The organism is Streptomyces gamaensis (assembly GCF_042656465.1).
Lineage (GTDB): Bacteria > Actinomycetota > Actinomycetes > Streptomycetales > Streptomycetaceae > Streptomyces > Streptomyces gamaensis.
In genome coordinates this window covers 213,815-234,205 of sequence record NZ_JBHSPB010000002.1, presented here as the reverse complement: position 1 = coordinate 234,205, position 20,391 = coordinate 213,815, and the positions used below count along the sequence as shown (strand labels likewise).

The 20,391-nt window shown below is 70.5% G+C and carries 13 protein-coding genes; 5 read left to right on the top strand and 8 right to left on the bottom strand.

Features of this window, described 5'->3' with window-relative positions; genetic code table 11:
* Positions 1-58: 58 nt before the first annotated feature.
* The 4 genes from ACFP1Z_RS03685 to ACFP1Z_RS03670 all read right to left on the bottom strand — a co-directional run bounded on the left by ACFP1Z_RS03685 (position 59) and on the right by ACFP1Z_RS03670 (position 5,774).
* Positions 59-1,435, bottom strand: coding sequence for a condensation domain-containing protein (locus ACFP1Z_RS03685; protein ID WP_390314335.1), 1,377 nt, complete (start codon positions 1,433-1,435; stop codon positions 59-61).
* 130 nt (positions 1,436-1,565) lie between these two features.
* Complete coding sequence (locus ACFP1Z_RS03680; protein ID WP_390314333.1) at positions 1,566-3,566, bottom strand: dipeptidyl-peptidase 5; 2,001 nt, start codon at positions 3,564-3,566, stop codon at positions 1,566-1,568.
* Between the two features lie 41 nt (positions 3,567-3,607).
* Positions 3,608-4,948, bottom strand: a complete 1,341-nt coding sequence (locus ACFP1Z_RS03675) for a M20/M25/M40 family metallo-hydrolase (protein WP_390314331.1) — start codon at positions 4,946-4,948, stop codon at positions 3,608-3,610.
* Positions 4,941-5,774, bottom strand: coding sequence for a M55 family metallopeptidase (locus ACFP1Z_RS03670; RefSeq protein ID WP_390314624.1), 834 nt, complete (start codon positions 5,772-5,774; stop codon positions 4,941-4,943). The genes ACFP1Z_RS03675 and ACFP1Z_RS03670 overlap by 8 nt, the downstream gene beginning before the upstream one ends.
* A 384-nt stretch (positions 5,775-6,158) precedes the next feature.
* Between ACFP1Z_RS03670 and ACFP1Z_RS03665 the strand changes: the two genes are divergently transcribed.
* The 5 genes from ACFP1Z_RS03665 to ACFP1Z_RS03645 all read left to right on the top strand — a co-directional run bounded on the left by ACFP1Z_RS03665 (position 6,159) and on the right by ACFP1Z_RS03645 (position 14,555).
* A complete protein-coding gene (locus ACFP1Z_RS03665) occupies positions 6,159-8,483 on the top strand; it encodes a TOMM precursor leader peptide-binding protein (protein WP_390314330.1) in 2,325 nt (774 codons plus the stop codon).
* Positions 8,484-8,549: 66 nt separating this feature from the next.
* Positions 8,550-9,797, top strand: coding sequence for a sensor histidine kinase (locus tag ACFP1Z_RS03660; protein ID WP_390314623.1), 1,248 nt, complete (start codon positions 8,550-8,552; stop codon positions 9,795-9,797).
* A gap of 127 nt (positions 9,798-9,924) precedes the next feature.
* Positions 9,925-11,163, top strand: a complete 1,239-nt coding sequence (locus ACFP1Z_RS03655) for a sensor histidine kinase (RefSeq protein WP_390314328.1) — start codon at positions 9,925-9,927, stop codon at positions 11,161-11,163.
* A gap of 255 nt (positions 11,164-11,418) precedes the next feature.
* On the top strand, positions 11,419-13,773 hold the full coding sequence (locus ACFP1Z_RS03650) for a sensor histidine kinase (protein ID WP_390314327.1): 2,355 nt from the start codon (positions 11,419-11,421) through the stop codon (positions 13,771-13,773).
* A gap of 173 nt (positions 13,774-13,946) precedes the next feature.
* A complete protein-coding gene (locus tag ACFP1Z_RS03645; RefSeq protein WP_390314326.1) occupies positions 13,947-14,555 on the top strand; it encodes a response regulator transcription factor in 609 nt (202 codons plus the stop codon).
* A 67-nt stretch (positions 14,556-14,622) separates the two neighbouring features.
* Here the strand turns inward: ACFP1Z_RS03645 and ACFP1Z_RS03640 are convergent, their stop codons facing one another.
* From ACFP1Z_RS03640 to ACFP1Z_RS03625, 4 genes are all read right to left on the bottom strand, one after another.
* On the bottom strand, positions 14,623-15,273 hold the full coding sequence (locus ACFP1Z_RS03640; RefSeq protein ID WP_390314325.1) for an NADH oxidase: 651 nt from the start codon (positions 15,271-15,273) through the stop codon (positions 14,623-14,625).
* A 106-nt stretch (positions 15,274-15,379) separates the two neighbouring features.
* The gene (locus ACFP1Z_RS03635) at positions 15,380-16,606 is read right to left on the bottom strand and encodes an IS701 family transposase (RefSeq protein WP_390314323.1); all 1,227 of its coding nucleotides are present in this window, start codon (positions 16,604-16,606) and stop codon (positions 15,380-15,382) included.
* A 246-nt stretch (positions 16,607-16,852) separates the two neighbouring features.
* Positions 16,853-17,599, bottom strand: coding sequence for a class I SAM-dependent methyltransferase (locus ACFP1Z_RS03630; protein WP_390314321.1), 747 nt, complete (start codon positions 17,597-17,599; stop codon positions 16,853-16,855).
* A 179-nt stretch (positions 17,600-17,778) separates the two neighbouring features.
* Entirely contained in the window at positions 17,779-20,280 is a 2,502-nt protein-coding gene (locus ACFP1Z_RS03625) for an ATP-binding SpoIIE family protein phosphatase (RefSeq protein ID WP_390314320.1), read from the bottom strand.
* Positions 20,281-20,391 lie beyond the last annotated feature (111 nt).

The window sequence follows — 20,391 nt, the reverse complement described above, 5'->3', positions numbered from 1 at the left end:
CCCACTCACCCAGCCTTCAGCCGGCCTCGGCGGCGGCATCCGCCGAGGCCGGAGTCCATCATTCCGTACGCCCGGGGAGCTCCGCGAGCGCGCGGTGCGGGTCCCAGTCGGCGACGCGGGCGAGCAGTTCCACGAAACGCTCCTGGTGAGTGGCCAGTTCGTCCTCCCCGTACAGCGCCGGGTTGGCCTCGTGGTCGACGCGCAGGCCCGTGCTGTCGGCGCGGTCGTGGAGGGTGACGGTGAGGTCGTCGACCGGGCCCGGGGCCAGGCTCAGGGCCCGCGACGGGGCCTGTCCGAACAGCAGGCCGCTGTTGAAGGGCACCACGTTGACCACCGGCCCCACCAGCGGCACCCCGGCCGGCAGGCCCAGGTCGCGCCGGATGTCCTCCTGCCGGTAGCGCTGGTGGCGGCGCGCGGCGCGGACGGACTGCGCGGCCTGGTGGGTGAGCTCGGCGAACGTCGTGTCACGGCCGACGGTCAGCCGCAGGGGCAGGACCGTACGGACCATGCCGGGCACCCGCAGCGCGGACGAGGCCGTACGCCCCATCATGGGCACCCCGAGGACGACGTCCGAGGCGCCCGTGGCCCGCGCCAGGTCGTACGCCTGCGCCGCGAGGACGACGTCGGTCCACGTGGCCCGTACCGCCCCGGCGAGGTCGCGCAGGCGCTCGCTGGTGCGGCCGTCGAGGCGGGCCGTGCGGCGCAGGGCGGTGGGGGAAGCGGGCGCCGTGCGTCCGGCCGGTGTCGGGGCGCCCCGAAAGTCCGTCAACTTCCGCCGCCAGTAGGCGCGGTCGCGCTCGTACGCCTCGGAGGCGCGGTAGAGGGTGTCCTCGGCGACGAGCCCGGCGAGGCGTCCGAAGGGGCTCGGGCCGGGGGTCCCGCCCTCGGTCAGGGTCGTGTAGATCTCGGCGGCCCGGCGTGCGACCAGGCAGTAGCCGTAGCCGTCGAGGACGGCGCCGTGCACGCGCTGGTACCACAGCCAGCGGCGCTCGCCGACCCGGAACAGCGCGTGCGCGAACAGCGGCCCGGTCCGCGGGTCGAAGGGCGTGTCGAGGTCGGCGCGCATCCAGGCGTGCGCGGTGGCGTCGGGGTCGCCCTGGTCGCGCAGATCGGCGGCGTACAGCGGGAAGCCGTGCCCCGGCGCCTCGACGGCGATCGGCAACTGGCGTGGTCCGTCGGGGGTGTTGACGAGGCGTACGCGCAGGGCGTCCGCCTCGCCGACGGTGCGGTGCAGGGCCTCGGCGAACAGGACGGGGTCGAGGTGGCCGTGGATCTCCAGGCACTCGGCGGTGTTGGCGGCCGGGGCGGCGCCGGTGCGTACGTCCCACAGGGCCGCCTGGGCGGCCGTCAGCGGCAGGCCGGACGGTCCTGCGTCGGCGGGGCCCACGGCCCGGCGGCCGCCCGTCCTCTCGGCGAGGTCGTGAGCCGTGGTCACCTTGCTGCTCCGTTCCTCCGGCGGGGCCGCCGGTCGCGTGTGTCGGGTCCGGTGGCCGGAACCCCGGCCACACGAACTAAGGTAAGCCTTACCTTACAGCACTCGACGGCGGCCCGGAAGGAACTATTCCCTACGACTTCGTCAGCGCCAGCACCGGCACCCCCGCCACCTCCACCCCGAAAACCTGCCCGTACAGGGACAGTTCGGCCCGCAGCGCGCTCACGATCGTCTCCTTCCTGCGGAAGCCGTGCCCCTCCCCCTCGTACGCGAGGTACGCGTACGGCACGCCCCGCCCCGCGAGCGCCGCGAGGAAGCGGTCGCACTGCTCCGGCGGGCAGACGGGATCCTCCAGCCCCTGCAACAGGACGAACGGGGCGGTGACCCGGTCCGCGTGGTGCAGCGGCGACCGCTCCCGGTACCGCCCGGGCACCTCGGCCGACGGCCCGATCAGGGACTCCAGGTACTGCGACTCGAAGTCGTGCGTCCCGCCCTCGGCGGTCCAGCCCTCCAGGTCCAGTACGGGGTAGAGGATCGTGCCGCACGCGTAGAGCCCGGCACAGGACGGGGAGGTCAGCGACGCCGCGCTCGTCCAGCCGCCCGCGCTGCCGCCGCGGATCGCCAGCCGCGCACCGTCCGCGAGGCCCTCGGCGGCGAGCGCGCGGGCCACCGTCGCGCAGTCCTCGACATCGACCACGCCCCACTGCTCGCGCAGCCGGTCCCGGTAGGCGCGCCCGTAGCCCGTCGAACCGCCGTAGTTGACCTCGGCGACGCCGATGCCGCGCGAGGTGAAGTAGGCGACCTCCAGGTCCAGGACGAGCGGCGAGCGGGAGGTGGGCCCGCCGTGCGCCCAGATCACGTACGGGGGCAGTTCGCCCTCGGGCGCCGCGTACGCGGGGTTGCGCGGCGGATACAGGTGCGCGTGCACCTCGCGCCCGTCCGGCCCGGTGAACGTACGCGCCACCGGCTCCGGACAGTACGCCGGACCGACGGCGTCGCTGTGGACGGCGCCGATCGCGCGCGCCCGGCCCGTGCACAGGTCGAGCTCCACCACCTCGTACGCGCGCCGCGAGCCGGCGGCGACGCCCACGGCGCGCGTGCCCTCGACAGCGAGCGTCGACGCCCACTCGGTCCACGGTCCGGCGGCGTCGGCCACCTCGCCCGTCGTCGGGTCGAGTATCCCGAGGACCGCGGCGCCCTTGCCGTGCACGACAGCGATCAGACCGTTCGTCAGCGGGGCGAACCAGCGCGCGCCCGGCCGCCACAGCGGTCCCGCGAACTCCTCCTGCCGCGCACACAGGTTGACGGCCGCTCCGGTGTCGGGGTCGACGCGGTGCAGGTTCCACCAGCCCGTACGGTCGGTGGCCGCGAGCAGCGAGCCGTCGGGCGCCCACTCGACTTGCGAGACGGACTCCCGCGGCCCGCCCAGCACGGTGCGCACGTCCGTGAAGCGGCCGTCCGGGCCGATCCGACCCACCTTCACTTCGGTGCCGTCCCACGGCATGCGCGGATGGTCCCAGGCGATCCAGGCCGCCCGCCGCCCGTCCGGGGAGAGCCGGGGGCCGGTGACGAAACGGTGCCGGTCGTCGGCCAGTTCGCGTACGGCCGTACGGTCCTCGGCGGCCGAGCCGTCGAGGGGGACGGCGGCGAGCACCCGGCGCAGCTCGGTCGGACCCTTGCCGGTGAACTCCTCCAGTACGCACCACACTTCGCCCCGCTCCGGCAGCAGGACCGGATCCGCCCAGCGCAGCCCGCCGCCTACCGTCGAGACCGGGGTCAGCGGGCGCGGCTCGCTGTGCGGGACGTCGGGCTCGACCGCGTACAGCCGCTGGTCGGCGAAGTGCGTGAAGACCAGCAGGGGGCCGCCGGACTGCCGGGGGACGGCCGCCCACGGCCTGCCGCCGTACTCCATGACCCGGTTGCGCACGTCCCACGGCACGGGCAGCACCGTCGTCGTGCCGCCGTCCGCGCGGCGGCGCTCCAGCGCGCTGCGGCCGCCCTCCGCGGGGCGGGGCACCAGCCACCACACCTCGTCACCGACCGTTCCCACGAAGTCGGGACGGCCGCCGTGCGAGGCCGCGAGCTCCGCGTCGACGGGGGACTGCCAGGCTCCGTAGGGCGCCGTGGACACCATTGTCTGCTCCTCCTCGGGACGGTCCAGCCGAAACCATCCCATCACAACGAGTGCATCAGGAAGTGGTCGAGGACACGGACTCCGAAACGCAGCCCCTCGACCGGTACGCGCTCGTCCACGCCGTGGAAGAGGGCCTGGTAGTCGTAGCCTTCGGGGAGTTCGACCGGGGAGAAGCCGTAGCCCTCGATGCCGAGCGCGGCGAACTGCTTGGCGTCCGTGCCGCCCGTCATGCAGAACGGCACGACGCGCGCCCGCGGGTCGAAGGCCTCGATCGCCTCTCTTATCCGCGTGAACAGCGGTACGTCGACGGGCGCTTCGATGGCGTGGCCGTGCTGGTGGTACTCCCAGGTCACGTCCATTCCCGTCAGCCGGTCCACGGTCGTACGGAACTCCTCCTCGCCGCCGGGCACCAGCCGCCCGTCGACGTAGCCGACGGCGCTGCCCGGAATCACGTTGACCTTGTAACCGGCGCTGAGCATCGTGGGGTTGGCGGAGTTGCGGACGGTCGCGGCGACGAGCTTGCCGGCCAGGCCGAGTTTGCCGAGGAGCACGTCCACATCGAAGTCCGGCGCGTCCGGGTCGGTCTCGATGCCGTACTCGGCGGCGAGCCCGCGCAGGGCCGCCTTGACCGTCCCCGACAGCCGTACGGGCCACTGGTGCGCCTCGATCCGGGCGACGGCGGCCGCGAGGCGGGCGACCGCGTTGTCACGGTTGATCTTGGAGCCGTGTCCGGCGGTACCGCGCGCGGTCAGCTTCAGCCAGGCCACGCCCCGCTCCCCCGCCGCCACCGGGTACAGCCGCCGGCCGCCGTCGGCGTGGAAGGTGTACGCGCCGGACTCTCCGATGCCCTGCGTGCAGCCCTCGAAGAGCGCGGCGTGCTTGCCGGCGAGGAACTGGGCGCCCTCGATGCCGCGGTCCTCCTCGTCGGCCGTGAAGGCCAGCACGAGGTCCCGGGGCGGGCGCGCCCCCGCCCGCGCCCAGGCCCGTACGGTCGCCAGCACCATCGCGTCCATGTTCTTCATGTCGACGGCGCCGCGCCCCCACACCACCCCGTCGCGCACCTCCCCGGAGAACGGGGGCACGCTCCACTCCTCCGCCTCCGCCGGCACCACGTCCAGATGGCCGTGCACCAGCAGCGCGGGCGCCGCCGGGTCCGTGCCCGGGATCCGGGCCACCACGTTCGTGCGGCCCGGGGTCCGCTCCAGCAGCGTCGGCTCGACACCGGCGTCCGCCAGCAGCTCGGCCACGTACTCGGCGGCGGGGCGCTCGCGGCACTCCCCGTCGCCGTAATTGGTGGTGTCGATCCTGATCAGGTCCGAGGTGAACCGCACCACCTCGTCCAGCGCCCGCTCGTCCACCCGCCCCTGAAGGGGGTCAGCCATACTCTTCCTCCATCGCGGCCGACGCCATGGTGGTGACGGCCTTGAAACACCGGATGCCCTCGTACATCGACGCCGCCCGGAAGGACACGCGCCGCTCGCCGGAACGCTCCACGCCCGGCACGCAGGTCGAGTTCGTCACCAGGTGCTCGGCGTCGAACTCGACCTCCACCTCGAAGGAGCCACCGCGCGCCGGCTCGTGGCGCACGGCCAGCACGGTGGCCTCCCGGGCGGCCCGCCGGATCGCGGGGGCCGTACGGGCCGGGGGCCGGCAGACCGCCGCGTACCGCGACACGCAGTCCTTCACGGCCACCGAACGGGCCGCCGGGGCGTACCCCTTGGCGTCCTCGCACGTGCGGTCGTCGCCGGTCACCAGCACCACGGGCACACCGTATTCCGCGACGACGAGGGAGTTGAGCAGCCCCTCGCTGGCGCGCTGGCCGCCCACCCATACGCCGGTGATCGTGTTCGGCATATAGGTGTGCGCGAGGACCCCCTCGGTCCCGGCCCCCGTGTGATAGCCCACGAAGGCCACCCCGTCGACGTCCCCGCGCTGCACACCCTCCACCATGCTCAGCGCCTTGTGCTTGCCGGTGAGCATCGTCGCCCGCTCGTCCAGCTCCTCCAGCAGAAGGTTGCGCATGTTCCAGTGCGCCTCGTTGACCAGCACCTCGTCCGCTCCGCCGTCGAAGAACCCGGCGATCGCGGCGTTCACGTCCGACATGAACATCTCACGGCAGCGCTGCCACTGCGGCGTGCCCGGCAGCACGTCGGCGGGGCAGGTCACAGCGGTCGCGCCCTCCATGTCGGCGGAGATCAGGATCTTCACCATGCGTCAGTCCTATCTCAGGGGGGAAGGGGTACGCACCAGGGCGGAGTCTTGTTCCCGGTTTCGGGTGTGAAGTCTTCATCTTCGGCTGATGAACGGAGCACTTTCCGCCGTTCCCTCACCCCCACAGAATCGATGACGAACAGGCACGCGATTTTCACGAGCACGACGCGAACGGGGGAGGAACGTCATGAACCACGTGTTCCACAACGGGACCAGGTCCACCGGCACCACTGCTCAACCCGCTGCTCGCACTGGGGGGCTGCGGCTCGTGATCGAGGACTTGGAGGGGGTGGCGGATCGGGGGTACGTATCAGGCAGCCTGAGCGTTGCTTCCCTCTTCCCGGTCACGGGTGACCCCGCCGGTCAGGGGTGGCTCGCGGCATGACGAGGCATGGGGGGAACCACGTGCGGTCGCCGCAGCGGGACACGAGCCTGCTGGTGGGCTTCAAGCGCCACCTGCGACCCACCGTCGTACCGGGGGAAGCGGTATATCTGGTCTCGCACCGAGGAGTGACGGCACTGCACGGTGAACACGCCGGGGTGCTCGTGCCACTGTTGGACGGCACCCTGAGTGTCAACGCCGTGGTCAGCGCCGCGGCCCCGGCTCTCACCCCCGAAGGGGCCGAGGAGGCCTTGCGCACGCTCGACGACGCAGGACTGTTGCGATTCGACCGGGCAGTGTCGCCGTCGGCAGGCTCCCGCAGGACTCCCATCGACCCCGCCGCAGAGGCGTATTGGGACCTGGCAGGATTGGACGGCGGACAAGCGGCCCACAAGGTTGCGATGTCCTCCGTCCGGATCGAAGTACTTGGCGACGTCGATCCGGAACCGATTCTCGCCGCGTGCCACAGCTGCGGCATCACAGTCGTGGAATCGCGAGAGGACGCAGATCTCTCCCTCGTGCTCTGCGACGACTACCTGTCACCGCAGTTGCGTGAGGTGGATGCCGCTCACCGGGCGCAGGGCAGGCCCTGGTTGCTTGCCAAGCCCAGTGGCGTCGACCCCTGGGTAGGACCGCTGTTCCGACCCGGCGACGGCCCGTGCTGGTCCTGCCTGGCCCACCGGCTGCGGGGGCACCGGCGCTCCGAGCGGCTCGTGGAACGGGCTCTCGGCCTGAGCGGGCCAGTGACCAAGCCGGCTACCTCCCTGGCAGCGGGCAAGTCGATCGCCGTACAGTCCACGGTCCTCGAAGCCGCAAAGTGGCTTGCCGGCATGCGGTATTCCGCGCAAGATGCCGTGCACACGATGGACACGCTGCTGCTGCAGATCAGCGCGCACCCGGTTTCCCGGCTGCCGCAGTGCCCGGTGTGCGGCAACCCCGGGCTGGTCGCCGACCGTGTACGCGCGCCTTTCGCGGTCCGTTCACAGCCCAAGACCCACCAAGTCCTGAACAGCCACCGCTCTCTGACAGCCGAGCAAACCCTGGAACGCTACGGCCACCTTGTCGATCCCGTCACCGGGATCGTCAAGGAGGTCCATCGTGCGCCGAACGCTCCGGGGTTCGTCGACGCCTATGTATCAGGACACAATCTCGCCGTCGCCCCCCATACACTGGCGGGGTTACGTGCGGGGCTACGCGCGCTGAGCGGCGGCAAGGGGCTGACGGAGACGGAGGCTCGGGCCGGAGCCCTGTGCGAGGCCGTCGAACGATACAGCGGCACACGGCACGGGGACGAGCCCGTGGTACGGGACACCTACCGAGCTCTGGGGTCGGCTGCTGTACATCCCAACTCCTGCCAGCTCTACCACGAGTGGCAGTTCCGCGACCGGAAGCAGTGGAACGCGCGGGGGTCCAGCTTCCAGTACGTCAGTGAGCCGTTCGACGAGAGCAAGCCGACAGAGTGGACGCCCGTCTGGTCCCTCACGCACAACACACACCGTTTGCTCCCAACCTCGATGCTGTACTACGCCAATGGCGAGAGCCTGCCGGACGGACTCCGCGCGGACTCCAACGGCAACGCTGCCGGCAGCAGTCCGGAGGATGCCTTGGTACAGGGCTTCCTGGAACTCGTCGAGCGGGACGCGGTGGCTCTGTGGTGGTACAACCGCACCAGGCAAGCCGCTGTCGATCTCGACGCGTTCGCCGAGCCTTACGTCGACAGGCTCCGTGATGGCTACCGGCAGTTGCACCGTGAGCTATGGGTGCTCGACCTCACTTCCGACTTCGGCATCCCTGTCATGGCCGCGCTGTCCCGACGCACTGACAAGCCGACAGAGGACATCGTCTTCGGGTTCGGTGCCCATTTCGACCCTCGCTTGGCCCTCCGCAGGGCCTTGACCGAGATGGGCCAGCTGCTCCCGGCGGTCTGCAACGTCCCACCGAACGGCGTGGGTTACGGGATCGACGATCCCGAGCCCTTGACCTGGTGGACCAGAGCAACCCTCGCCAACCAGCCCTATCTCCGGGCTGACCCGGCCCAGTGCGCCCGTACACCTCAAAGCTGGTCCTATGTACCCCGCGCGGATCTGCTCGACGATGTCACCGCCATCACTCAACTCGTCCGCGCCCACGGCATGGAGCTGCTGGTACTCGATCAGAGCAGGCCCGATCTGGGACTCCCGGTGGTGAAGGTGATCGTGCCCGGGCTCCGGCACTTCTGGGCCCGGCTGGCTCCCGGGCGCCTGTACGATGTGCCCGTCACTCTTGGCCGGCTCGCGGAGCCGACTCCCTATGAGGGGCTCAACCCCATCCCGTTGTTCGTGTAGCTGGTCAGCTTTCCTGCAACCTGCACATACTTCACCTATGCTGCCGACACCACCATGGGGCGCGTGATGAAGAAGGGGCGGCGACGCAGGATGGACCTTCGTGACCGGTCCAACCGGATGACCCTGCCGGGGGGCGAAGCAGAGAGTGGGGCCGAGCAGTCGCACAGCCCCGGGCCTCCCGCCCCCCGGCTGGCTCGGGGCATCCTGATTGCCACGATCCTGTCCTACGAGGTCAACATCGTCTTCAACCTCCTGGACGGGGGATTCCGCGGGGGAGCACTGGCCGTCGGCCTCGTGTTCCTCATTGTCATTTGCTTGCTTCAGTACATCCACTCCACTCCGGAGACTCAACGGCGTTTGGGGCGCCGCAAGTACCTGACTCTGGGTGTCCAGACCGCGCTTACATACCTGCCCCTCATGGTGTACGGACCCTGGTGGGGGATGACCGGCTTCCTCGCCGGCTCCCTTCTCCTTCTCCTGCCACCACGCTCGGCTTGGCCGCTGTTCGGCGCCACAGGCGTCAGCACCTTTGCCTTCTCGGTAACACACGGCCAGACCTGGCTGAACAGTCTCTACATCAGTCAGACGTCCCTGCTCTCGGGCATCGTCGTCTTCGGGCTGTCGCACCTCTCCCAAGTGATCAAGCAACTGCGCGACACCAGGGAAGAGCTCGCTCGTACAGCAGTGGCTGAGGAACGCCTTCGCTTCGCCCGCGACTTGCACGATCTCCTGGGATACAGCCTCAGCTCCATCACTCTCAAAGCGGAGCTGATCCGGCGCCTCATTCCCCATCAACCCGACCGGGCGGCGGAAGAGGTGGCCGAGGTGCTGATCATTTCCCGGCAGTCGCTCGCGGACGTTCGCTCAGTTGCCAGAGGTTACCGTGACATGTCGCTGGAACAGGAAATAGCAGCTGCACGTTCGGTATTGAGCGCGGCCGAGGTCGAGTTCGACACCCACATTTCCCTGGGCAAGGTGAGCCCACAGGTCGATACCGTCCTTGCAACGGTTCTGCGCGAAGGCATTACCAACGTGCTGCGGCACAGCAAAGCCAGCCGGTGTGCCATCACCGTCACACAAGCCCGTCGCGGCCGAGTACAGCTCACGCTGACCAACAATGGTGCTGACCCGTCCCATCGAGATCTGTCCCCTCACAGCGGCAGCGGGCTCGGTAACCTCGCCACCCGGCTCACGGCCATCGGCGGCCAACTCAACTTCGGCCATTCCAGCCACGGGACATTCCGCCTCAAGGCCGAGGCTCCATCGGAGCACGAGGGCAAAACAGCCTCCCCGACAGCGGAGTTCGTGACGTAACGGTCCGCCATTCGAATCGCGAAGGTGCCCACGCGCATGGGGGACACACGACTGCCGGCCCGTGCTCACCCCGGCATATGCTGCCGATGCCACGAGGAACTGATGATGGAGGGGGTGGCACCACAGGATGGACGTTGTCGAGCGACCCGACGCCACGATCCGCCCCGGAGGCGCCGGGGATGAAGTGACGATCCGCCGGACCGGCATCCGTCTGCCTGCCCCCGGGGTGGCCCGAGGCATCCTGCTGGCAGCTTGGCTGAGCTACTTGATCGTCATGCTGAGCAACATCTTCATCGAAGATCTGCCGACGCATGCACTTGTGGTCGCTCTCACCGGCCTTGCCGTGAGTGCCGCCCTTCAATACGTTCACTCAACTCCTGAGGCCCAACGACGCCTGGGCAAGCGCAAGTACGTCACCTTGGCTGTTCAGGCGTTGTGCAGCTTTCTGCCGATCGTGATCTGGGGACCGTGGTGGGGCTCCATGGCCGGATTCTTCTGCGCCTCGCTCCTGCTTCTCCTGCCGACACGTCCTGCCTGGACATTGAACGGTGTCGTAGGCATCAGCATGTTCATCGCACCGCTCCTCACCGGGCACAGCTTGCGGTGGAGTTTTTACTACTCTCAGTCATCGCTGCTCTGCGGCGTCATCATCTACGGCCTCTCCCACTTCTCCCACGTCATCCAGCAACTCCACGACACCCGAACCGAACTCGCTCGCCGCGCTGTCACCCAAGAACGCCTCCGCTTCGCCCGCGACCTCCACGACCTCCTCGGCTACAGCCTCTCCTCCATCACCCTCAAGACCGAGCTCATCCGCCGTCTCATCCCCATCCAGCCGCAACAGGCCGAAGCAGAAGTGGGCGAAGTCCTCACCATCTCCCGGCAGTCCCTCGCCGACGTCCGCACCGTCGCCAGCGGCTACCGCGAAATGTCCCTGGAGCAGGAAATCGCCTCCGCCCGCTCCGTATTGAGCGCCGCCGAAGTCGACATCCGAACCGACATCGCCCTGGGAACCGTCGGCCAACAGGTCGACACCACCCTCGCCACCGTCCTGCGCGAAGCCGTCACCAACCTCCTCCGCCACAGCAAAGCCACCCGCTGCACCATCACCGTGAACCGCCCCCAGGACGACCGCATCCGCATGACCGTGACCAACGACGGCGCCGACCCCGCCCACCGCGACGTCTCCCCCGACAGCGGCAGCGGACTCGGCAACCTCGCCACCCGGCTCGAAGCGATCGGCGGCCGGTTGGCCTTCAGTCGCTCCGCCGACGGCACGTTCCGTCTGGAGGCAGAGGCACCGGCCGAGTACGCCGGGGAGCCCCCGGCACCGACGGAGCAGCTCGTTCCGCGCCCCGCTGTCTGAATCCCAACGGTTACCCATCGCCTCTCGGACAACTTCCCTGCCATCTACACATAGTGCGCTTATGCTGCCGTGGCCACGAGGACGTGACGACGAGGGGGGCGGCGACGCAGGATGGCAGTCCGCGAGCGACGCGACCGAACGGTCTGCCCGGGGCCCGGTGCGCCCGGGGTGTCGGACAGAGCCAGGGGCTTCCATGTCCCTGCTCCCGGGCTGGCCAGGGGAATCCTCCTGGCCTCACTGCTGTCCTACGCGGCCATGACCGTACTCAACCTCCTGGACGGGGTGTTGAGATCGAGGTCGTTACCCACAGCCCTGGCAGGGCTCCTGGTGATCGCCCTCATCCAGTACGTCCATTCCACCCCGGAAGCCCAACTCCGGCTGCGATGGCGCAAGTATCTGACTCTGGGGGCGCAGGCTGCGCTCAATTACATCCTTCTCGTGATGTACGGGCCTTGGTGGGGGATGACAGGATTCGTCGCCGGCTCCTGCCTCCTGCTGCTGCCCCCACGACCGGCGTGGACGCTGTACGGAGCAGTGGTGGTCAGCATGTTCGCCTTCGCCGTCACAAGCGGCGAGACCTGGACCAACAGCGTCTACAAAGCCATTTCGACGCAGATCAGCGGCACCATGGTCTATGGCCTCTCGCACCTGTCCCAGGTCATCCAGCGGCTACGGGACACCCAGCACGACCTCGCCCGCACAGCCGTGTCCGAGGAACGTCTGCGCTTCGCCCGTGAATTGCACGACTTCCTCGGCAACAGCCTCAGCTCCATCGCCCTCAAGACAGAACTCGTCCGCCGCCTCGTGGCCAATGAACCCGACCGGGCCACGCGAGAGGTCGACGCGGTGCTCGCCCTGTCCCGGCAGTCGCTCACCGACGTACGTGCTGTCGCCAGCGGCTACCGTGACATTCCGCTGGCGCAGGAACTGGGTTCCGCTCGCTCGATATTGGGTGCCGCCGGCATCACCTTACGGACCGAGTTCTCACCAGGAGAGGTGAGCCGCGCCGTCGACACTGCCCTCTCAGCGATCCTCCGCGAAGCCGTCACCAATGTCCTCCGCCACAGCCAGGCCGACCGATGCACCATCACCGTGTCACGGTCCGACCGTGGACAGGTGCGACTCACCGTCGTCAATAACGGGGCTCGCCCCAGCCACCGCAGCACCGCTCCGGACCACAGCAACGGCCTCAGTGTTCTGGCCGTCAGGCTGGAGTCGATCGGTGGTCGGCTGATCTCCCGGCACACCGGCGACGGTGAGTTCCTCCTCATGGCCGAGGCACCGGCGCAGCAGGACGGACCGGCTACACCGACCGGGAACGTCGAAGCCGGTCAGCGTCCGAGCATCGGGGAAGCCCGTCGGCTGGCCGTCCTGATGCGTTCCAGGATCGGCCGGAGGAGCACAGCCGTTCATCAGAGCGGTCTCCATACACCCGCGCCCCGAACCGCACGGGGCATCCTCGTCACGACATGGTTGCTCTACTCGTTCCTGATCCTCTGCAACGTTCTCAACCTGAAGTTGCGCACAGACATACTGGCGCTTTCTCTCGCCGGACTCGCCGCGACCTCCGCGCTGCAGTACGTCCACTTCACCCCGAGATTCCAACGGCGCCTTGGGCGAGGCATATACGCCACCCTCGCGGTCCAAGGCCTGCTCAGCTACCTGCCCATCGTGGTGTGGGGCCAGTGGTGGGGGTCCATGGCCGGTTCCTTCTGCGGCTCGGTGCTGCTTCTCCTGTCGCCACGCCTCGCCTGGCCCCTCTACTTCGTGGCAGGCACCGGCCTCTCGCTCTCCGCGTCCCTCGTAGGCGACCGGACATGGGAGTGGAGCTTCTACTTCTCCCAGTCCTCCATGCTCTGCGGCCTCGTCATTTACGGCCACGCGCACTTCTCCCACGTGATCGAGCGACTCGACCGCACCCGAACCGAACTCGCCCGCTCGGCCATTACCCAAGAACGCCTCCGCTTCGCCCGCGACCTCCACGACCTCCTCGGTTCCAGCCTGTCCTCCATCACCCTCAAGACCGAGCTGGTCCGCCGGCTCATCCCCGCCCACCCCGACCGTGCCCTCCAAGAAGTGGACGACGTCCTCGCCATCGCCCGCCGCTCGCTGGCCGACGTCCGCACCGTCGCCGCCGGGCACCGGCACATGTGTCTGGACGAGGAAATCACCTCGGCCCGCTCGGTATTGACCGCTGCCCAGGTCGACGTACGGACGGGGACAGTCCCCCAGGGCATGAGCCCGCGCACCGGCACCGTCCTCGCCACCGTCCTCCGTGAAGCCGTCACCAACGTCCTTCGCCACAGCGAGGCGACGTGCTGCACCATCGCCGTGACCGGCGGCCCCGTCCACGACCGCGTCCGCCTGGCCGTCACCAACGACGGCGCCGGATCCACCCCCCACCCCCACGGAACCGGCACCGGAACCGGCACCGGCCTCGGAAATCTCGCAGCCCGGCTGGAATCCATCGGCGGCACCCTGACCTTCGCCCGGACCGACAACGGCCAATTCCGCCTGGAAGCCGAGGCCCCCGCACGGCACACTGGCGAACCGACCGTGCGGGCCGAGGAGTTCACGATCCTGAGGGGGAAAACCCCGGAATCCGCATGACTCTCCGCGTCCCCCTCGCACCGCATGATCACGCAGTTGGTAGAAGTTGGTAAGATCCCACAACCCCCCACAGCACACCCGCACCACTGCACCACACCCGTTCCACAAACGCACCACACCCAACAGCAACCCCCACACCCGACCCGCAGACGGCAACAGATGAGGGCAGCCCGGTGATACGGATACTTCTGGCCGAGGACATGAACATGGTCCGCGGAGCGCTGGTGGCACTACTGAACCTTGAGCAGGACATCGAGGTCGTGTGTGAGCTGGAACGGGGTGACGAGATCGTGGACTCGGCGCTCAAGCACCGGCCCGATGTGGCGATCATCGACATCGATCTGCCGGGGCTCGACGGGCTCAGCGCGGCCGCGCAGTTGCAGGAGCGGATGCCGGAGTGCCGGACGCTCATCCTCACCAATCTCGGCCGGCCCGGTACGCTGCGCCGGGCGCTGGCGGCGCACGTGCACGGGTATCTGCTCAAGGACGCGCCGCCGGACGAACTGGCCACCGCCATCCGGCGGGTGGCCGCCGGGCAGCGGGCCATCGATCCGAAGCTGGCGCTGGCGGCGTGGGGCGGTACGGAGAGCCCGCTGACCGGGCGGGAGACGGAGGTGCTGCGGCTGGCGGCGGAAGGCGCGGAGGCCGCCGAGATCGCTTCCCGGCTGCATCTGTCGACCGGAACCGTACGCAACTACCTGACGACCATCGTCACCAAGCTCAGCGCCCGCAACAGAGTCGACGCGATCAGAATCGCGAGGGAGAGCGGCTGGTTGCTCTAGCACGTACAGGTACGAGTCCGGGAGAAGCGTTTCCGCGCGCATGCGTGCGTGCTCCTTCAACGCTGCCTCATCCTGCCCGCAGTCTGCGGCACTCTTCCGCGTTCGCCGGCGCCACCATGCCCGCCGCGGCCAGATAGGCCAGGATCTCCTCGGTCACCTCCGGCGGCAGCGGCAGCGCCGCCGAGGCCGCGTCCGGGGTGACGGGCCAGGCCAGCATGCCGACGACCCAGGCCGCTTCGGGGCGGTGCAGCACCACTTGGTGCGGGGAGGCGGGGGTCTCCAGGGCGAAGCCGGCTTCCTGCGGGGTGAGGGCGGCGTCCTCCGGCAGCCGGACGGGCAGCCGGGAGGGCAGCCGTACCGGCGCGAACGAGGCGTCCGGGGCGAGGGGGGAGACCGACAGCAGCGGGCCCTTGAGGTCGTCGACGCCGAGGGTGCGTACGACCAGGTGCGACAGACGGCTGACCACCGGCATCAGGAGCAGGCAGCCCGCGGCCCCGGAGGTCGGTTCCCCGGGGCGGGAGGCGACGTTGGCCAGCAGGACCGGGCCGAGTTCCATCCTGCGCAGGGCCTCGCGGACCTCGGGGGCGGGGCGGTCGATCCGTTCCGTCCCCCAACGTCCCTTGACGACCAGCTCGTTGCGGTTCTCCCCCTGTTCGACGACCACGTCCTCGCACAGTGACCACAGGTGCAGCACTCGGTGTCCGGTGCTTATCGACATGGCCCCTCTTTCCCTGGCGCTGGGACGTGGTCGAGTATGCGACCGCCGTCGTTCCCGAAGACAGCCACTCAGTCATGCCCGGGGCATGAAGATTTCATAGGACACGTCAGAAAACGTTTCCCGGGCGCTCCTCGGCCGCGGGCGTGGTGAGCGCGAGGACGGAGTGAGCGGCGGAGGCGAGGGTGACGTGCCGGTGCCAGCCGGTGAAGGACCGTCCCGCGAAGTCACGGATGCCGACCCGGTCGGCGATCTCGGTGAAGTCCCGGTCCACGCGCTGCACCAGGCGGCTCAGCCGTACCAGCGCCGCCGGGGGGACGTTGACCAGGTCCGTCAGCCACAGCTCGGCCGGCCAGCGCCGCCCGTTCTCGCCCATGCCGATGAGCAGCAGGTCCCGGCGGCGCGGCGGACGGCCCCCGGGGGCGCGGTGCAGGGGCAGCCCGACCCGTACGGCGGCGGTCAGCGAGGTGCGGACGGCGCGCGCCGGGGTGTGGTCGCGCCACATGACCGGGCGCCGCAGGTCCCGGGCCGCGCCCATGATCTGGTGGGCGGGCAGGACCTCCACCGGGCGTCCCGGCACGGGCGGTTCGGCCACCGTCAGCCGCAGTGAGCTGCTCACCTGCGCCAGGACCGGCACGCCGGTCGCGCGCAGCCGGTGCAGGGCCGCCAGCGCGTCGGACTCGCGGGCGTCGAGCACCAGCGGCCGGATCGGCAGGCCCCAGTCGCGCATCATGCCCACGTACGCCTCGATGGTGCACTCCCCCAGCGACTCGGAACGCACCGAGTCCGGGATGGAGGCCTGGCCGCGCCGCAGTTCGTCCTCCAGCCAGGCGTCCGACAGGTGCAGCCGCCAGTTGACGGGCGCGCTGCGGTCCGCCGAGGCCGACCAGACGCCCACGGCCTGCTGGGCGTTGAGGACCTGTCCCACGGAGGCGCAGAAGCGCCGGTCCACGCCGACGGAGTTGTCGCCCGCCTTCGGGATCACCATGGGCCGTACCACCCAGGCCTGCGGCGGCGCGACGCGCAGCAGGTAGTGGGCGAGCGCCCGCCGTACGGGGATCCAGTCCCAGGTGGAGCTGGAGATGAAGTGGTGCAGGCTCTGTTCGGCGGCCTGTCCGCCGATCAACGCGGCGATGTTCCTGATGGACTTGCGGCCCTCGGCGCCGAGCAGGCCGCGTACGTACGCCTCGCCGCGCCGCCGCTGGTCGCTGCGCGGCAGGGACGCGAACAGCGCCGCGCACAGCTCGGCCAGGACCACGTCGTGGGTTCCCGGGTGGGCGACGGGGGCGGGCTGCGACCGCTGACCGCTCCGCGCAGACAGAGCAAGACCACTCATCGGATTCCCCCAACTCGGCTGTGTGGACGCACTGGTGGGCGCTGGGGGCCGCGTGCCGGTCGGGCGGCGGCCCGGTGGTGCGAGCGCGGTCCCGGTGTCCTGCTCGACCGTCGCACGCGGGGGCCCGCGCCGAGTAGTGAGCCGGGCACGAGTGGGGGATGAAAGACGGCAGGCCCCGGGTATGGATTTTTCATACCCGGGGCCTGACCTGCGGATTCGGCGGTGGAATCTGGCCTTCCGGACCCGCTATCCGGCGGGCTGTGCGGTGGGGCGTCCGGTGGGGTGTCCGACGACGAACCAGACCGCCGGGAGCTCGACCCGGCGGCCGTCGGGGTGGAACTCGGTCATGGCCAGGGCGACGGCGCCCTCGGCGAGGATCTCCAGGCCCGCGCCGCGCAGCAGGGCGGCGACCTCCCCGTCGGCGGTGTCGGCGGGCCGCAGCCCGTGGGCGACGACGCGCTGGAACTTCTCCGAGGGGCCCTCCGGCCGCTGGGCGAGCTCCTGCAGCACGCCCTTGGCGGCGTTGGTCAGTTCGACGACGAAGCCGCGGCCTCGCCTGCCCAGCAGGTGGGCCACGGCCTCGGCGACGGGCGCCCGGTTCTCGGGCGGGCTCTGGTGGATGACGGCGCGCAGGTAGACGTTGCTGTCGCCGAGCCGGGCGGCCAGGGCCCGGACGCGGTCGGTGTCGGTGAGGTCGAGCTGCTCGAAGGCGGCCGAGCCCTTGGTGTCGGCGCGGCGGGCGTGCTCGACGGCGGCGTGCGAGATGTCGACGCCGACGGTGTGCGCGAAGCGGGTGGCGAGGTAGCGGGTCTGGGTGCCGTTGCCGCAGCCGACGTCGACGATGGGCAGCGCGGGGTCCATGTGCGGTTCGAGGAGGGCGAGATGGACGGCGGCCGTCAGCGAGGGGTCGGCGTCCCAGATGGCCTCGCCCTCGGTGTCGGAGGTGTCCTGCCAGTACCCTTCCCAGGCGGTGTAGTGCTCGGTTCCGGTCATGGGCGCCTCCCCGGGTCGCGGTACGACGGTGCGTGGCGGTACGGTGCGGCGGTCCGTGGATGCCGGACCGTCGAGATCTTGAGTACCGTCGTCGTGCCGCGCGGGCAAGGGCGTGCCCGCCTCCCTGACCCTTACCTTCGCGTTCTCGACCGTTACCTTCGCGTCCTGGACCGGGGTCTTCACCCGGTGTTCGAGCGGGGGCGGACGGTGCGTGCCAGGGGCAGTTCGCACCATACGGTCTTGCCCTGCCGGCCGTGGCTGGCACCCCACTCGCGGGCGAGCGCGCCGACGACGCGCAGTCCGCGCCCGGACTCCTTGTCGAGGGCGGTGCCCAGGAGGGTGGGGAGCGTGTGCTCCTCGTCGGTGACCTCGCACAGCAGGACGTCGGTGCGTACCAGGCGCAGTTGGAGCTGCCGGGAGTCGGTGTGGCGCACGGCGTTGGTGACGAGCTCGCTGACGCAGAGCACGGCGTTCTCGCTCGCGGAGTGAAGTCCCCACGCGGCGAGTCGGTCACGGACCAGGGTGCGGGCGCGGCGGACCTCGGCGGGGGTGCGCTCCAGCCGCCAGTGGGCGACGTGTCGGGGCGGGATGCCGTTGAGGCGGGCCATGAGCAGGGCGACGTCGTCCTTGCGGCCGCCGCGCGGGTTGAGGGCGCGGATGATGGTGTCGCAGGCGTCGTTCATGGAGGCGGCGGGGTGGGCGGCGGACTCGCACAGGGCGGCCAGCCCGGTGCCGATGTCCTGGCCGCGGACCTCGACGAGTCCGTCGGTGCACAGCACGAGCCGGTCGCCGGGGGACACGGGCACGGTCGCCGTCTCGAAGGGCACGCCGCCGACGCCTATGGGGGCGCCGGTCGGCAGGTCCAGCAGTTCGCTGCGGCCGTCCTCGGCGCGTACGAGGACGGGCGGGATGTGCCCGGCGTTGGCGATGCGCAACTCGCCGCGGATGGGGTCGTAGACGGCGTACACACAGGTGGCCAGATAGTGCTCCCCCAGGCGCTGGGCGAGGTCGTCGAGGTTGCGCAGGAGTTGTTCGGGCGGCAGGTCGAGGGCGGCCATGGTCTGTACGGCGGTGCGCAACTGGCCCATCATGGCGGCCGAGTTCAGGCCGTGGCCCATGACGTCGCCGACGACGAAGGCGGTGCGGGAGCCGGGGAGTTTGACGCAGTCGAACCAGTCACCGCCGACGCGGCCGAGGCGGGTGCCGGGCAGATAGCGGGTGGCGGTGTCGCAGCCGGCCATGTGCGGGGCGAGCTGCGGGAGCATGCTGTCCTGGAGGGTGTCGGCGACGTTCTCCTGGTAGGTGTACATGCGGGCGTTGTCGAGGACGAGCCCGGCGCGGGCGGCGAGTTCGGCGCCGGTGGTGCGGTCCATGTCGTTGAACGGCTCGCGGCCGGGGCGGCGCATGAGGACCATGAAGCCGAGGACGACATTGCGGGCCTTGAGCGGCACGACGAGCATGGACCGGCCGTTGATCAGGGGGCGCAGGTCGCGTTTTTCGAACTGGCCGGAAATGCGGTTGCCGAGCTCCTCGCTGATGTGCGGGATGAGGACGGGCTCGCCGGTGACCATGCACTGGAAGAACGGGGTCCGTTCGGGGAAGGCGATGGCCTCTCCGACGGGCACGGTGTCGTCCCAGCGGCCGGGTTCGTCGTTGTGCTCGACCCAGACGCGGTGCCAGACGGTGGTGACGTCGGGCGGGCCGTCGGGGAAGCCCTCGCCGGCGAGGACGGCGGCGCGCAGGTGCGTACCGGCGAAGTCGGTGAAGCGGGGCACGGCGGCGCTGGTGACCTCGCGGATGGTGCGTTCCAGGTCGAGGGAGGTGCCGATGCCGCTGCTCACCTCGTTGAGGAACTCCAGCCGTTCGCGCACGGCGGCGTGTTCGAGGTCGGGTGCTTCCTCCGGCTCCGGTGGGAGCGCGGCCGCTTCGCCTGCGCCGGCGTACGGGCGCGGGGTGCGGCGGCGGGCCGCGTGGCGGGGCAGGCCCCAGTCGTGGGTGACCGGTACGCGCTCGCGCTGGCTGATCTCCAGGACGGGATAGCCGAGTTCGAGGATCTGGGAGACGATGCGGCCGGCGGCGGCCGGACCCATGCCGGGCAGGACGTCGGACAGCCGCTCGGCGAGCTCCTCGCCGCCGGGCAGGTCGGTGTGCGGGGCGAAGGCGGGCGTGAGCCCGTCCGCTCCGGCGGCGGCTCCGCTGCCCGCGCGCAGCCGCTCCGCGTCGGCGGCCAGGACCAGCAGCCGCTCCGGTCCGGGGCCGGCCAGGGGGTAGGACCACCACAGCACGTCGAGCGGGCCGTGCTCCGGGCGGGTGCAGCGGGCCCGGCCGGCGCCGGGCCAACCGGGGCCGGGGGCAAGGCCGTCGACGAGGTCCGCGCTGACGTCGTCGACGGCCGGCACCGGGAGGCGGCCGTCCTGCCCCGGGAGCGGCTCCGTGAACGGTGGCACGCGGCCGGAGTCGTGGTCCGCCCCGGCCAGGCTCCGCAGCGCCCCGGCTATGGGCATCAGGTCCGCGGCGGGCCTGCCGACGGCCTCCTCGCGGGGGTGTCCGAAGAGCTTGCGGGCTCCCGAGCTCCAGTGCGTCACCAGGCCCGCGCGGTCCACCACGGCCACGGCGAGCGGCACCCGCCCGGGGACGGCGTGCCGCTGCGCGGGGGCTGGCTCCGGCGTGCCACGGTCCATGGGAGGCTGCTCCTTGGGTTGCCTGTGCGCAAGATCTGCGCCGTCTACCACGGTAGGGCCATGGGGTGTGCGGGCGGGCGGCATTGCCCGAATCGGCCGTGCGCCGGGCGC

Bases quoted from the DNA above. Each gene is read 5' to 3' on its own strand.
- ACFP1Z_RS03680 (WP_390314333.1), bottom strand. From the start codon at position 3,566: ATGGTGTCCACGGCGCCCTACGGAGCCTGGCAGTCCCCCGTCGACGCG.
- ACFP1Z_RS03675 (WP_390314331.1), bottom strand. From the start codon at position 4,948: ATGGCTGACCCCCTTCAGGGGCGGGTGGACGAGCGGGCGCTGGACGAG.
- ACFP1Z_RS03665 (WP_390314330.1), top strand. From the start codon at position 6,159: ATGACGAGGCATGGGGGGAACCACGTGCGGTCGCCGCAGCGGGACACG.
- ACFP1Z_RS03660 (WP_390314623.1), top strand. From the start codon at position 8,550: ATGAAGAAGGGGCGGCGACGCAGGATGGACCTTCGTGACCGGTCCAAC.
- ACFP1Z_RS03655 (WP_390314328.1), top strand. From the start codon at position 9,925: ATGGACGTTGTCGAGCGACCCGACGCCACGATCCGCCCCGGAGGCGCC.
- ACFP1Z_RS03650 (WP_390314327.1), top strand. From the start codon at position 11,419: ATGACCGTACTCAACCTCCTGGACGGGGTGTTGAGATCGAGGTCGTTA.
- ACFP1Z_RS03640 (WP_390314325.1), bottom strand. From the start codon at position 15,273: ATGTCGATAAGCACCGGACACCGAGTGCTGCACCTGTGGTCACTGTGC.
- ACFP1Z_RS03635 (WP_390314323.1), bottom strand. From the start codon at position 16,606: ATGAGTGGTCTTGCTCTGTCTGCGCGGAGCGGTCAGCGGTCGCAGCCC.
- ACFP1Z_RS03630 (WP_390314321.1), bottom strand. From the start codon at position 17,599: ATGACCGGAACCGAGCACTACACCGCCTGGGAAGGGTACTGGCAGGAC.
- ACFP1Z_RS03625 (WP_390314320.1), bottom strand. From the start codon at position 20,280: ATGGACCGTGGCACGCCGGAGCCAGCCCCCGCGCAGCGGCACGCCGTC.